The 13,067-nt window shown below is 71.0% G+C and carries 11 protein-coding genes and 1 pseudogene; 7 read left to right on the top strand and 5 right to left on the bottom strand.

The window, feature by feature from the left end:
• Positions 1-946 (top strand): annotated as a pseudogene (locus tag OJ962_RS33525) (hypothetical protein); the annotation flags it as partial.
• Here the strand turns inward: OJ962_RS33525 and OJ962_RS33520 are convergent.
• Genes OJ962_RS33520 through OJ962_RS33510 form a run of 3 tightly spaced genes read right to left on the bottom strand, consistent with a single transcriptional unit; the run spans position 943 to position 3,286 of the window.
• The gene (locus tag OJ962_RS33520; RefSeq protein WP_202952558.1) at positions 943-1,692 is read right to left on the bottom strand and encodes a hypothetical protein; all 750 of its coding nucleotides are present in this window, start codon (positions 1,690-1,692) and stop codon (positions 943-945) included. The pseudogene OJ962_RS33525 and the gene OJ962_RS33520 overlap by 4 nt on opposite strands.
• On the bottom strand, positions 1,685-2,587 hold the full coding sequence (locus OJ962_RS33515) for an ABC transporter ATP-binding protein (RefSeq protein WP_202952559.1): 903 nt from the start codon (positions 2,585-2,587) through the stop codon (positions 1,685-1,687). Before OJ962_RS33515 ends, OJ962_RS33520 begins: the two co-directional genes overlap by 8 nt.
• Positions 2,588-2,629: 42 nt before the next feature.
• Complete coding sequence (locus tag OJ962_RS33510) at positions 2,630-3,286, bottom strand: GntR family transcriptional regulator (protein ID WP_202952560.1); 657 nt, start codon at positions 3,284-3,286, stop codon at positions 2,630-2,632.
• A 384-nt stretch (positions 3,287-3,670) separates the two neighbouring features.
• Between OJ962_RS33510 and dnaE the strand changes: the two genes are divergently transcribed.
• Positions 3,671-7,189 (top strand): DNA polymerase III subunit alpha, encoded by a 3,519-nt coding sequence (gene dnaE / locus OJ962_RS33505; RefSeq protein ID WP_202952561.1) that lies wholly within the window; start codon positions 3,671-3,673, stop codon positions 7,187-7,189.
• On the opposite strand, the gene OJ962_RS33500 is transcribed toward dnaE, so the two are convergent.
• Both OJ962_RS33500 and OJ962_RS33495 read right to left on the bottom strand, forming a co-directional pair.
• On the bottom strand, positions 7,186-7,977 hold the full coding sequence (locus tag OJ962_RS33500; RefSeq protein ID WP_202952562.1) for a dioxygenase family protein: 792 nt from the start codon (positions 7,975-7,977) through the stop codon (positions 7,186-7,188). The two genes, dnaE and OJ962_RS33500, sit on opposite strands and share 4 nt — an antisense overlap.
• Positions 7,978-8,017: 40 nt before the next feature.
• Positions 8,018-8,893, bottom strand: a complete 876-nt coding sequence (locus OJ962_RS33495) for a deoxyribonuclease IV (RefSeq protein WP_202952563.1) — start codon at positions 8,891-8,893, stop codon at positions 8,018-8,020.
• On the opposite strand from OJ962_RS33495, the gene gltX reads away from it, so the two are divergent.
• The 5 genes from gltX (at position 8,876) to OJ962_RS33470 (ending at position 12,983) form a co-directional block, all read left to right on the top strand.
• Positions 8,876-10,234: a glutamate--tRNA ligase gene (gene gltX, locus OJ962_RS33490; protein WP_270006918.1), complete on the top strand. Its 1,359-nt coding sequence runs from the start codon at positions 8,876-8,878 to the stop codon at positions 10,232-10,234. The two genes, OJ962_RS33495 and gltX, sit on opposite strands and share 18 nt — an antisense overlap.
• A 132-nt stretch (positions 10,235-10,366) precedes the next feature.
• Complete coding sequence (locus tag OJ962_RS33485) at positions 10,367-11,464, top strand: HDOD domain-containing protein (RefSeq protein WP_202952565.1); 1,098 nt, start codon at positions 10,367-10,369, stop codon at positions 11,462-11,464.
• 6 nt (positions 11,465-11,470) lie between these two features.
• Positions 11,471-11,992: a CbrC family protein gene (locus OJ962_RS33480; protein WP_202952566.1), complete on the top strand. Its 522-nt coding sequence runs from the start codon at positions 11,471-11,473 to the stop codon at positions 11,990-11,992.
• Between the two features lie 25 nt (positions 11,993-12,017).
• Positions 12,018-12,410 (top strand): RrF2 family transcriptional regulator, encoded by a 393-nt coding sequence (locus OJ962_RS33475; RefSeq protein ID WP_202952567.1) that lies wholly within the window; start codon positions 12,018-12,020, stop codon positions 12,408-12,410.
• Positions 12,411-12,416: 6 nt separating this feature from the next.
• A complete protein-coding gene (locus tag OJ962_RS33470; protein WP_202952568.1) occupies positions 12,417-12,983 on the top strand; it encodes a peptidase associated/transthyretin-like domain-containing protein in 567 nt (188 codons plus the stop codon).
• Positions 12,984-13,067: the final 84 nt, after the last annotated feature.

Raw genomic sequence — 13,067 nt, 5'->3', positions numbered from 1 at the left:
TGCCGACGATCTTGCCGGGCCCCCAGACGCCGCCGGGCCCGCGCCCGCCGCCGCGCCCGATGTTGCCCCGCCCCCCGACGACGTCGCGCCCGCGCCTCTCGCCCCGCCCGACCTTGCCCCGCCCCCCGACGGCGTCGCGCCCGCGCGCGACCACCGTCCCGTGATCGTCACCTCCGCCGCCCGCCGCGCCGCGGCAGCGGCGCGGGCACCCCTCGACGCGCCCGCGCCCGGGCTCCGGCGCGCGTTGCTCGAGCTCGCGGCGGAGAACCCGCTCGCGGCCGCCGGGCTGATCGCCGGCCTGGTGCCCGCGCAGGGCGCGGTGCTCGCCGAGCCGCTCTCGTACGACTTGACCGTCCGCGGCCACGGGACGTTCGCCGTCACGATCGGCCACGGCGGAACCGAGGTCCAGCGCCTCACCAAGCGCCGGCCCCGCAAACAGGCCGCCTTCCATCTCGCGGGCGAGCCGCACGTGCTGGCGCAGCTGCTCACCGGGGACCGCAAGCGGCTCGGGCGGTTCAAGCCGAGCGCGCGGATCACGGGCCGTCGCAGGCGTGCCCGGCCGCCGCTGAAGGCGCTCGCCGAGTCCACGCTCAGCCTCGCGGAGGCCGTGAAGGCCGGCGCGCGGCTCGAGCCGGCGCAGGTCTACGCGGCGCTGCCGTACGCGGTCGCGCCCGAGTGGACTAAGGGTCACGTGTTCACGGTCGCGCAGGAGATCCGGGAGCTGGGTTCGCGGGCGTGGTACATCACGGCCCGCGACGGCGTCCGGTTGAGCGTCGTCGAGCACACCACCGGCGCAGCCGCCGACGCGACCGTGACGATGTCACGCGCCGCGTTCGACCGGCTGCTGCAAGGCGAGCCGCCCGCGCCCGGTGACCTGCCGGTCGTCCGTGGCGACCGCGAGGCGGTCGCCACGCTCAAACGCTGGACCGACCGGGCACGCGGCTAGCCCGCGTCGTCGCGCACCAGCCGCGCCCAGCCGCCGGCCAGCGCCCCCACCGCCCAGACGAGCATCAGCACGACCGACCCGCGCTCGGTCAGTCCGCGCCCGCTCGGCTCCTCCGTCAGCAGGAAGATCGCGCTCGTCCCGGGCAGCACGTCGGCGATCTCGGTCAGCCACTCGTAGCCGAACTGCGGCAGCAACGCCGGCAGCACGAGCAGCAGCAGGAACACGCCCACAAGCCCGCCCGCCGTGCTGCGCAGCAGAAAGCCGAGCCCGACCGACAGCAGCGTCCCCGCGAGCAGCACGAAGGCGACCGTCCCGAGCACGCCTGCACCCTCCAGGTCGAGGATCGGCCGGGCGGCGACCCAGCCGACCAGCCCGCAGGTGAACGCGAACGCCACGCCGAGCACCGTCGCCACGGCCGTCGTCACGACCACCCGCGCCCAGAAGAGCACGGACCGCCGCGGGGTCCACTGCAACGTCGGCACGATCCCGCCGGTCGCGTACTCGGCCGTCACCGCCGTCACGGCGACCGCCAGCAGCGCGAACTGCGCCGGCAGCACGACGATCGGCGCGATGCCCCAGGCCGGGTCGCCGACGGGTGGATCGGGCTGCCCCGCCGTCGACACGCCCGCCATCAAGGCGATCCCGTGCATCATCGCCCACGCGGCCGCAAGGAACCACCAGGTCGACCGCACGCTCCACAGGCGCGTCCACTCGGCCGCGCACGTGCGCGCGAACAGCTCACCCATGGCCGGCGAACTCCACCGCGTCCCCGGTCAGCGCCAGGTACGCCTCCTCGAGCGACTGCTCGAGCTCCGACAGATGGTGCAGCGGCACTCCGGCCGCGTGCGCCAGCGCCCCGACCTCCGCGCTGCTGCTCTCGGACACGTGCAGCTCGTCGACCCCGGCCCGCGCGACGCGGTGCCCCCGCAGCGCCTCGAGCAGGGCATCCGCCTCCGGCGTGCGCACGCGCACCACGCGCGCGCCGAGCCCGCGCATCAGCTCGCCCGTCGTCGTGTCCGCGATCAGCCGCCCGCGCCCGATCACCACCACGCGGTCCGCCGTCTGCTGGACCTCGCTCATCAGATGGCTGCTCACGAGCACCGTGCGCCCCTCGTCCGCCAGCGACCGCAGCAGCCCGCGAATCCAGCGCACGCCGTCCAGGTCCAGCCCGTTGATCGGCTCGTCGAACAGCAGCACGCCCGGGTCCCCGAGCAGCGCGCCCGCGATTCCGAGCCGCTGCTTCATCCCGAGCGAGTAGCCCTTGATCCGCCGCCGCGCTGCGCGCTCGAGCCCGACCTGCGCGAGCACCTCGTCGACCCGCGCCGTCGGGATCCCGTTCGTCCGCGCCGCCACGCGCAGGTGCGCGCGCCCGGTCCGCCCGGGATGCACCGCGCCGGGATCGAGCAGCGCGCCCACCTCCCGCAACGGCGCCCGCAGCTCCGCGAACGCACGCCCGTTGACCCGTGCGCTGCCCGCGGTCGGCCGGTCGAGCCCGAGCACCATCCGCATCGTCGTGGACTTCCCGGCGCCGTTGGGCCCGAGGAACCCGGTGACCGTGCCCGGGAGCACGTCGAAGCTCAGATCATCGACGGCCACCACGTCGCCGTAGCGGCGCGTCAACCCGCGTACCTCGATCGTCATGCCTCCAGAGCACCGCGGCGCCCCCGAAAGGTGACAACGACGCTAGGCGCCGTGCGTGACCGCGAGCGCGCGGGACTCGCCCCGCCGCAGGTGGTCGAGCAGCGCGGCGCGCGCGGACGGCGGCGGCGCGTAGATGAGCGCGTCCATCAGCCCGGCATGGTCGGCGGCGAGCTCGTCCAAGTCGGAGGCGACGCGCTCGGCGACGGCGAGCACGATCCGCAGCTCCCGCAGCGCGGCCTCGGCGGTCGTGCGCAGCCGGCGCGACCCGGCGGAGGCGACGATCGCCAGGTGGAACGCGGCGTCGGCGGCCACCGCGGCGCGCGCGTTGCCGGACTTGGCCGCGTCGGTCATCGACGTCAGCGCGGCCTGCAGCCACACGTCGTCGGCGGGCCGCCGGCGCACCATCGCCTCCAGCCCCGCCAGCTCGAGCGTCCGCCGTGTCGCGTAGAGGTCGCGTACGTCCTCGACCGACAGTCGCACGACCTCGAGCCCGCGGTGCAGCGAGTGCACGAGCAACCCTTCGCGCTCCAGCCGCCCGAGCGCCGCCCGCGCCTGGTCGCGCGGGACGCCCAGCCGCGTCTGCACCTCGCTGTCGGACACGGCCGTGCCCGGGGGATAGGACCCGCCGAGGATCTCGTCGCGCAGGGACTCGGCGACCGTGTCGGCGACCGTGAAGCGCTCGAGCGGGACGAGCGTCACGCCGAATACCCCAAACCGGTGAGTCCTTGTGCGGACACTGCGCCCGCGTAAGAGGTCCGTGCACGGACCAGGCGGTCCTCTCGCCCAGCGAAGGGCAACCCGGCATGTGGCTGCCCCGCGTTGAACGTTTGCCACGGGGCGCGGACGACCTGTTCCTGCATTGACACGATGCTCTGAGGATCGCGTGGAACTGTCAAGCAACACAGTGTCAACGGACGAACGTCCGAACGGTCCGGGACGTCGAACACCCGGACTTCCGTTCAGTTTGGGCAGCACGCGGACAAGCCCGCGCGGCGGTCAACCCGGGAGGACGCTCGGCAATCCGCCCACGTTCCGCAGCGCGCGCCGATTCGGTCCGAAGCGTCACCTAGTGTTCCCTCCCCGATGAGCTCCCCGACGGTCGCGCACCTCCACGTCCACTCCGAGTACTCGCTCCTCGACGGAGCCTGCAACATCGACAAGCTGGCCGAGCGCGCCGCGGCCTATGACCAGCCGGCCATCGGGCTGACCGACCACGGCGTCATGAACGGCGCCGTCGAGCTCTACAAGGCGGCCAAGAAGCACGGGGTCAAGCCGCTGCTGGGCCTCGAGGCCTACTTCGTGGACGACCGCACGGTGCGAGACCGCAAGGTCGAGCGCAACCACCTGACGCTGCTGGCGGCGACCAACGAGGGCTTCAAGAACCTCACGACGCTGTCCTCGAAGGGCTTCCTCGAGGGCCTGCACCGCGGCAAGCCGGGCGTGGATCTCGAGCTGCTGTCCCAGCACGCCGAGGGCGTCATCTGCCTCACGGGCTGCCTGGCCTCGCGCACGAGCCAGCGGATCATGGACAACCGCCTCGACGAGGCGCGCGAGCACCTGGACCAGCTGATCCAGATCTTCGGCCCCGAGGACGTCTATCTCGAGGTCCAGAAGAACGGGTTGACCGAGCAGGAGCAGGTCAACGAGGCGATGCGCTCCTTCCAGCAGGACACGGGCCGTCCGTTCGTCGGCACCGCGGACGTCCACTACCTGCGCAAGGAGGACTTCCGGAACCACGCGGCGCTGCTGTGCGTGCAGACCAAGTCCACGCTCGCGGCGCCGAAGATGTCGTTCTCCACCAACGAGTTCTATTTGAAGTCGACGGAGGAGATGGCGCAGTCGTTCGCCGACTTCCCCGGGGCGCTGGAGTCCACGATCGAGATCGCCGAGCGCTGCGACGTCGAGATCGCGCTCGGCGGCCAGCTGATCCCGCGCTACGACTGCCCGGACGGCCTGTCGGAGAAGGAGTACCTGCGCAGCCTCGTCGAGGCCGGCATGCGCGAGCGCTACGGGGACCCGATCCCCGCGCACGCCGTCGAGCGCATGGAGATGGAGCTCGGCGTCATCGACAAGATGGGCTTCAACGCCTACTTCCTGATCGTCTGGGACTTCGTCAACTGGGCCAAGCGCAACGGCGTCGCCGTCGGCCCGGGCCGTGGCTCGGCTGCGGGCTCGATCATCGCCTATAGCCTGCGGATCACGGACGTGGACCCGCTCGCGTACGACCTGCTGTTCGAGCGCTTCCTGAACGCCGAGCGCGTGTCGATGCCGGATATCGACATCGACTTCTCGGTGCGCGGGCGCGAGCGCGTGATGGCGTACGTCAAGGAGAAGTACGGCGCCGATCGCGTCGCGCAGATCATCACCTTCGGCCGGATGTTCCCGCGCGCGGCCACCAAGGACGCTGCGCGCGTGCTCGGGCACGACTACGGCGTGGGCGACAAGCTCTCCAAGCTGATCCCGGACCCGATCATGGGTCGCGCGCCGAGCTTCCAGGAGTGCTTGGAGCCGGGCCAGGATCTGGCCAACGAGGTCGCCAAGGACCCGGTGGCCGCGCAGATCGTCGAGGTCGCCCAGGGCCTGGAGGGCATCGTCCGCAACTCCTCGATCCACGCGGCCGCGGTCGTGATCTCCGACCGCAGCCTCACGGACATCGTGCCGCTGCAGCTCGCGGACGCGAACTCCACCGACGAGGACGGCAACAAGGTCTACCGGACGGTGACCCAGTTCAGCATGAAGCCGATCGAGGAGATCGGCCTGCTGAAGATGGACTTCCTGGGCCTGCGCAACCTCGACGTCATCGAGGACGCGCTGGACATCATCGAGCGCTCCACAGGCGTGCGGCCGGACATCGCGGCGATCCCGCTCGACGACGCGCGAACGTACGAGATGATGGCCCGCGGCGACTCGGTCGGCGTGTTCCAGTTTGAATCCGAGGGCATGCGCGAGTCCCTGCGCAAGGTCAACCCGACCGAGTTCGAGGACCTCGTCGCGCTCGTGGCGCTCTACCGCCCGGGCGCCATGGACCAGATCCCGGCGTACGCGCGCGGCAAGCGCAACCCGGAGACGATCCAGTACATCGACGACCGCCTGGTGCCGATCACGGAGTCCACCAAGGGCGTGATCCTCTACCAGGAGCAGGCGATGCAGATCGCCAAGCAGCTGGCGGGGTTCTCGGGCCCGAAGGCGGACGATCTCCGCAAGGCGATCGGCAAGAAGAACCGCAAGGCGATGGCCGAGCTGCAGCCGCTGTTCGTGGAGGGCTGCCGGGCCAACGGCGTGGCGCCGGACGTGATCGAGTCGCTGTGGGCGACCAACGAGAAGTCCGCCGACTACTCGTTCAACAAGTCGCACGCGGCCTGCTACGCGCTGATCTCCTACCGCACGGCGTGGCTGAAGGCCAACTACCCGGCCGAGTACATGGCGGCGCTGATCTCGTCGGTCATGGACACGAAGGACAAGGTCCCGTTCTTCGTCAACCAGGCCGAGCAGATGGGGATCGAGATCCTGCCGCCGGACGTGAACCTGTCCGACCACGAGTTCATGGTGGTCGACGGCAACATCCGCTTCGGCCTGGACGCCGTCAAGGGCGTCGGCTACGCCGCGGTCGAGGCGATCAAGGTCGCGCGCGAGGACGGCCCGTTCACGTCACTGTGGGACTTCTGCGAGCGCGTGGACGGCCGGGTCGTCAACAAGCGCTCGATCGAAGCGCTGATCAAGTGCGGCGCGTTCAACTCCACGGGGGCGACGCGCCGCGGCATGCTCGAAGTCCTGGACGCGGCCCAGCAGGCCGGCCAGCGCGCCCAGCAGGACGCGCAGATGGGCCAGGGCTCGATCTTCGACCTGTTCGACATGGGCGGCGGGAGCGACGCGCCGGCCGCGGCCCCGAGCCACCCGCCAGTCCCGACCCACGAGTACGAGCGCAACGAGCTGCTGTCGATGGAGAAGGAGTCGATCGGCGTCTTCATCTCCGAGCACCCGCTCAAGCGCGTGAGCGAGGCACTGCAGGTCAAGACGGACTGCACGATCGCCGAGCTCGTCAACCAGCGCGACGGCGAGTGGCGGCGCGTCGGCGGCATGATCACCGAGCACAAGAAGATCCGCACCCGCTCGGGCAAGATGATGATGTTCGCGACGCTCGGCGACCTCGAGGGCGCGGTCGAGATCGTGGTCTTCGACGAGGTGATGGCCTCGATCGAGGAGCTGATCGCGGCGGACGCGACGATGCTCGTCAAGGGCAAGGTCGAGCAGAAGGAGCAGGGCAAGGTCTCCCTCGTGGTCTCCTCGGTCGAGAAGTTCGACCCGAGCGACGCCGAGATCGAGAAGGCGAAGGCCCAGCTGGCCAAGGTCGCGGCCACGGCGCCGAAGGCCCTCAAGCGCCGCGTGGACGCCTCCCAGCTCCCCGCGACGGTGATCGAGGACCTGCGCGACCTGTTCGAGCGCTACCCGGGCGAGACCGAGTTCGTGCTCGAGATGCACACCCGCACGGGCCTGCGCCGGCTCAAGTTCGGTGCCGGCTACCGCGTCCAGGCGCGCGACGCCGGGCTGCGCGCCGAGCTCGACGACATCCTGGGCGCCGCCGCCGCGCCGGCCGCGGCCTAGACGCCGACGTTCAGCGACAGCGTGTAGCCGTTCGCCACGTCGCCGGTGACGGTGGCGAGCTGGCTGCGGTAGCCGTCGCTGAACACCATGTCGGTGTCCAGTGAGGTGCCCGCGAGGTTCTGCGCGCTCTGCTCGTAGCCGGCGGTCGCGTACACGGCCTCGCACGCGGCCTGCGGGATCGCGAGCTGGGACGTGCGCAGCTTCCCGGTCCCGGCCACGGCGGCGTCGAGGCTCTCGTAGACCTCGAAGTGGATGTGCGGCCAGCGGCCCTCATAGGCCGCGGGGAAGATCGTCGTGAACCGCAGCTTCCCGTCAGCGTCGGACTCCTGCACGCCGCGCAGATAGTTCTCGCCGCCGATCGTCTCGTCGTAGAGCGAGTACCGGCCTTCGCGGTCGCAGTGCCACAGATACACGGACGCGCCCGCGAGAGGCCCGCCGCCGCCGGCGACATCGAGCAGCGTGAGGTCGATCGTGGTCGGCACGCCTTCGGCGACCCCGGACGCGTCACCGACGCTGCGCGTGATGTCGGACCGCACGACGCCGCTCTCGGTGAGCACGTTGGGCCCGTTGGTGCCGTCGCCCGGGAACGGGCCGGCGGTCTCCTCGGGGATCTGCTCGCCCGACGTGGCGGTCGCCCTGGCGGTGGCGGTCGTCGGCTCGCCCGACGACCCGCCGCACGCCACGAGGACGGCCGAGCCGAGGCCACCCACCATCACGCCGAGCGCCCGGCGGCGGCTGATCAGGCGAGGCAGGTCGTGGCCGAGCCCTTTGTCGTGGTCATCGCTCATGTCCCCAAGGTCGCACCCGATCCTGGGAACCGGCTGGGAACTAGCTGTGGAGCTGTGCGGCGAGCCCGCGGGCGCGCAGGTCGTGCGCCCACGCCATGTCCACCGCCTCGACGCCCTTCCCGAGCCGCCCGGGCCCTTCGAAGATCACCGGCAGGCCCTCGAAGCGCGGCTCCGACAGGAACGCGATCATGCCTTCCAGCCCGATCTCGCCGTCGCCCAGGTTGGTGTGGCGGTCGCGGTTCGAGCCCAGCTCGGTCATCGAGTCGTTCACGTGCAGGGCGCCGAGCCGGTCGCAGCCGACGACCTTGTCGAACTCGTCGATCACAGCGCGCAGCGACTCCGCAGTGCGCACGTCGTAGCCGGACGCGAACAGGTGGCAGGAGTCCAGGCAGGCGCCGAGCCGCTCATCGCCGCCGGCGCCGTCGATCAACGCGGCGAGCTCCTCGAACGAGCGGCCCAGCGTGCCGCCGGCACCCGCGGTGTCCTCGAGCAGCAGCTTGCACTGCTCGGACTCCGCCAGCGCCTCCTTGATGACCTCGGAGGCGCGCTTGATCGCCTCGTCCACCGGTCCGCCGTCTTTGAGCGCGCTGCCCGGATGCAGGACGACGCCGACGGCGCCGAGCTGCGCGCCGGCGTTCAGGGCGACCTTCAGCGACTCCAGCGACTTGGACCGGATCTCCGGGTCCTCGGAGGCGCAGTTGAGCAGGTACACGGCGTGGATGACGAGCGCCTCCACGACGTAGGACTCCTCCATCGCCTTGTGGAAGGCAGCGACTTCCTCGTCGGAGTAGACCCTCGCCTTCCAGGCCCGCGGGGACTGGTTGAAGATCTGGATCGACCGGCAGCCGCGCTCTTCCCCTCGGGTCACGGCGTTCGCCGGGCCGCCCGCGGGGGAGACGTGGGCGCCGATCAACATAGGATGGTGATCATGCGCGTTCGTTTTCCTCCGTCGCCTACAGGCGCGTTGCACATCGGCAACGCGCGGACGGCACTGTACAACTGGCTTCTCGCCCGCGGCTCGGGCGGCCAGCTCGTCCTGCGCATCGAGGACACGGACCGCGAGCGCTCAACGCCCGAGAACGTCGACCTGATCTTCGAGAGCCTCGAGTGGCTCGGGATCGACTACGACGAGGGGCCGATCTACCAGTCCCAGAACGCCGAGCGCCACGCCGGCGTCGTCCAGCAGTTGCTCGACGAGGGCAAGGCCTACCGCACGACGGCCGGCCCGGACGTGGTCAAGGCCTACAAGGAGGCCAACGACAACCGCGGCTTCCGCGGGCAGGAGGAGTCCGAGGGCGCGATCCGGCTGCGGATGCCCGACGAGGGCGTGACGGTCGTCAACGACATCATCCGCGGCGAGACGGCGTTCGAGAACGTCCTACTCGACGATCTCGTGATCGCGCGCGCCGATGGCACGCCGGTCTACCACCTCGCCGTCGTGGTCGACGACAGCGACGCGCAGATCACGCATGTCGTCCGGGGCGCGGATCACTATTCCAATACGCCCAAGCACCTTCGGATCTACGACGCACTAGGAGCGACGCCGCCGACGTACGCGCATCTTCCGCTGCTCCACGGGACCGATGGCAAGAAGCTTTCCAAGCGTCATGGCGCGGCTTCCGTGTCAGATCTCCGGAATTCGGGGTATCTCAGAGAAGCAGTGGTCAACTACCTCGCACTTCTGGGCTGGGGCTACGACGACAAGACCGAGTTCTTCACGGTGGAGGAGCTGCAGCGGAACTTCTCGCTGGAGCGCGTCTCTAAGAACCCGGCCGTGTTCGACGAGCTCAAGCTGCGCCACATGAACGGGCGCTACGTGCGGGAGTTGAGCGTGGAGGACCTGACGGCGCGCCTGGAGGAGTTCACCGGGCGCGAAGGGCTCAAGCCGGCGGTCGAGATCACGCAGGAGAAGATCTCGACGCTCGCGGAGTTCTGGCCGCTGGCGGGCTCCTTCTATGACGGTCCGAGTGATGACCCGAAGGCGCGCGAGAAATTCCTCGAGCCGCCGGAGTCGCGCACGGCGCTGGAGCAGGTCCGGGCCGCTCTGGACGGCTTGCCAGAGCCATGGAGCGCGTCCAGTGTGGAGGAAGCGCTGCGCGTCGTGCCCGAAGCGCTGGGCATGAAGCCCAAGGCGGTCTACCAGCCTTTACGGGTCACTTTGACCGGTACGACCGTTTCACCCGGTATCTTCGACACGGTCGCGCTGCTGGGGCGCGAGGAAACCCTCAAGAGGGTGGGACGATCGCTTGAGGCTTGAGTGGGGAACGAGGAGGACGAAGTGGCGGGGGCCTCAACCATCGGTCGAGTGGTGCCGATACAGAGTCAAGGTGACGCGACCTTGACTACCGGCCACACTCCAGAACAGCTTCCTGCGGTCGATGACTCACTCATGAGCACCGCAACCGCACCGGCCGCCGTCCGGCCCCGCCCCCGCGGCGACGCGCCGTACGCCGTCGTCGGCCGTCCCCGTAACGAGGGGCACGGCAAGCGACTCACGGCTGCCTTCGAGGCCCTCGAGGTCTTCCCGGCGCTGGCCGAGTCGCGGAACCGCCTGCTCGCCCTGACCGGCGAGGAGAACCCGTCCACGGGTGACGTCGTCCGGGCCATCGAGTCCGACGTCGCGCTCGTGATCTCCGTGATGCGCCTGGCCAACGGCCTGGATTCGCCCAAGCGCGGCCAGGTCGAGTCCGTCGTCTCCGCCGTCGAGGTCCTCTCGCCGGAGGCGGTCCAGCGCCTCGCCACCAACGCCGAGACGTTCGAGTTCTTCGAGCGCGGCAAGACGTGGGACGCTGCTCCCGAGCGCTTTCGCCTGCACGCCGTCGCCGTCCAGCGCGCCGCCGACCGCCTCGCCGCGGCCGCGGGCTACGCGCACCGCGACCGCCTGCTCATCACCGCCCTGCTGCACGACGTCGGCAAGCTCGTGCTCATGCACGCCTACCCGGGCTACCCGAAGCAGGTCCACGGCCCTGCCCGCACGCCCGAGGAGCGCCTCCACTACGAGCGCCGCGAGCTCGGCGTCGATCACGCGCTGGTCGGCGGCGTTCTTGCCCGCCGCTGGAACCTCCCGAACGCGGTAGCGAGCGCGATCGAGCGCCACCACTCCGACGACGCGCAGGGCGACGCCGCCTTCGTGCGCCTCGCCGACATGCTCGCGCACTACTCGCAGGGCTCCCCGGTCTCCTCGACCGAGCTCCTGCGCGCCGCCCGCACCGTCGGCTTCGGCCCGTCCGAGCTGCGCTCGGTGCTCTACGACCTGCCGTACCCGTCCCAGGACCGCCCGCGCGCGGTCGAGCCGTGCCCGCTCTCCACGCGTGAGCTGGACGTGCTCAAGCGCCTGGCCCAGGGCATGGTCTACAAGCAGATCGCGCTCGAGCTCTCCCTGAGCACGTCGACGGTCCGCACGCACCTCCACAACATCTACGGCAAGCTCGGCGCCGTCGATCGCGCGCAGGCCGTCCTGCACGCGACCGAGCGCGGCTGGTTGTAAGCCTTCGTGAGCGAGTCGCTCCCCGAGTTCCGGTTCTATCCGGACCCGGTGAGCGACGGCACGCTCGAGCGCGCGACGGCCGTGTGCGGGGCGTGCGAGCGCGCCCGCGGTTGGATCGCGACCTCGCTGCTGTACGCGGCCGACGTCCCGGAAGACGCGCGGTTCTGTCCCTGGTGCATCGCCGACGGCAGCGCTGCGGCGCGCTTCAACGAGATCGAGGCCGGCGCTGCACCCGCGCTCGCGGCGATCGTCGAGCGCCGCACTCCGGGCTTTGTCACCTGGCAGGACTGGGCCTGGGTCGTCCACTGTGGCGAGCCGGCCGTCTACCTCGGCCAGCCCCGCGCCGGTGAGTTCCGCCAGTACCCCGACGCCTGCGACGACCTCCGCGCGCAGACGAGTGTCCACGATTGGCCGCCTGGGCAGGTCGAGGAGCTCATCGACGCCCTCGACCCCGAGGCCAGCGTGACCGGCTACCTGTTTCGCTGTGACGTCTGCGGCGCCCACCTGGCCCGCTGGGACGCCGACTGACCGCCCCGCGTGTCAGCATTGACACGTGCTCTCGATCACGACCAAGTCGCCCTACGCGATCCGCGCGCTGGCCGAGCTCGCCCGCACCGGCGGAGCCGGCCCCGTCCCGATCGGTGAGCTCGCGCGCCGCCGCGACGTGCCCGTCCAGTTCCTCGAGCAGCTCTTCGCGGTCCTGCGCCGCGCCGGCATCCTTCGCTCCCAGCGCGGCGTCAAGGGCGGCTACGCCTTCGCTCGCGAGCCGGCCGAGGTCACCGTCCTCGAGGTCGTCGAGCTGCTCGACGGCCGCCTCGGCGCCGAGGCCGAGGGCATCTTCGCCGAGGCCGCGGCCGCGGCCCGCGCCGTGCTGGCCAAGACGACGATCAACGACGTCGTCGAGCGCGAGAACCAGGCCGCGGGCGCGACCATGTACTACATCTAGAGGTCTATGCGGCCATGGTTGCTGGCGCTCGTGATCGTGCTGATGACGGCCGGCGTCGCGGCTGCGCTCGTCACCAGCGAGGAGTCCGGCACGGGCGCCGAGAACGTCGGTGACGACGGCCGCACGGAGCTGCAGGCCCCGACCCCCGACCCGCCGGAGCCCGGGGCGACCGAGCAGCCCGAGCAGCGCCGCAACTGCGAGGCGACGGACTCCAACCCGGGCGGCGACAACAACTACATCGAGAACGCGCCGGAGCGCGAGTCGCTCGGCGAGGGCTTCGTGATCGAGGGCTTCGTCCGCCAGTCGCTCGGCTGCGAGCGCTTGGAGGACGTCCGCGTCCAGGTCTGGCTCGCCACCGAGACCGGGGGAGAGCAGGACAACCGCGCCTCGGTCCGCACCGACGACGAAGGCCGCTACCGGATCGAGACGCCCCCGACGATCCCGCAGTTCGGCGAGCCCAACATCCACGTGGCCGTCGACGGTGACGAGCGCTTCGAGCCCGTCTTCATCCGCCGCGTCGTGGACCTCGACGACAAGCGCGCGGTCGTGAACCTCACGCTGCGCCGCCGATGACGCGCGGGGAGGACGCGGCGCGCGGCGAGGCGGCGGCGCGCGGCGAGGCGCCGGTGCGCGGCGAGGCGGCGGCGCGCGGCGAGG

The sequence above is a fragment of the Solirubrobacter deserti genome, assembly GCF_027587175.1.
Lineage (GTDB): Bacteria > Actinomycetota > Thermoleophilia > Solirubrobacterales > Solirubrobacteraceae > Solirubrobacter > Solirubrobacter deserti.
The sequence above is the reverse complement of the archived record's forward strand: the minus strand, read 5'-3'. Positions and strand labels throughout refer to the sequence as shown.

Bases quoted from the DNA above. Each gene is read 5' to 3' on its own strand.
- OJ962_RS33520 (WP_202952558.1), bottom strand. From the start codon at position 1,692: ATGGGTGAGCTGTTCGCGCGCACGTGCGCGGCCGAGTGGACGCGCCTG.
- OJ962_RS33515 (WP_202952559.1), bottom strand. From the start codon at position 2,587: ATGACGATCGAGGTACGCGGGTTGACGCGCCGCTACGGCGACGTGGTG.
- dnaE (WP_202952561.1), top strand. From the start codon at position 3,671: ATGAGCTCCCCGACGGTCGCGCACCTCCACGTCCACTCCGAGTACTCG.
- OJ962_RS33500 (WP_202952562.1), bottom strand. From the start codon at position 7,977: ATGAGCGATGACCACGACAAAGGGCTCGGCCACGACCTGCCTCGCCTG.
- OJ962_RS33495 (WP_202952563.1), bottom strand. From the start codon at position 8,893: ATGTTGATCGGCGCCCACGTCTCCCCCGCGGGCGGCCCGGCGAACGCC.
- OJ962_RS33485 (WP_202952565.1), top strand. From the start codon at position 10,367: ATGAGCACCGCAACCGCACCGGCCGCCGTCCGGCCCCGCCCCCGCGGC.
- OJ962_RS33470 (WP_202952568.1), top strand. From the start codon at position 12,417: ATGCGGCCATGGTTGCTGGCGCTCGTGATCGTGCTGATGACGGCCGGC.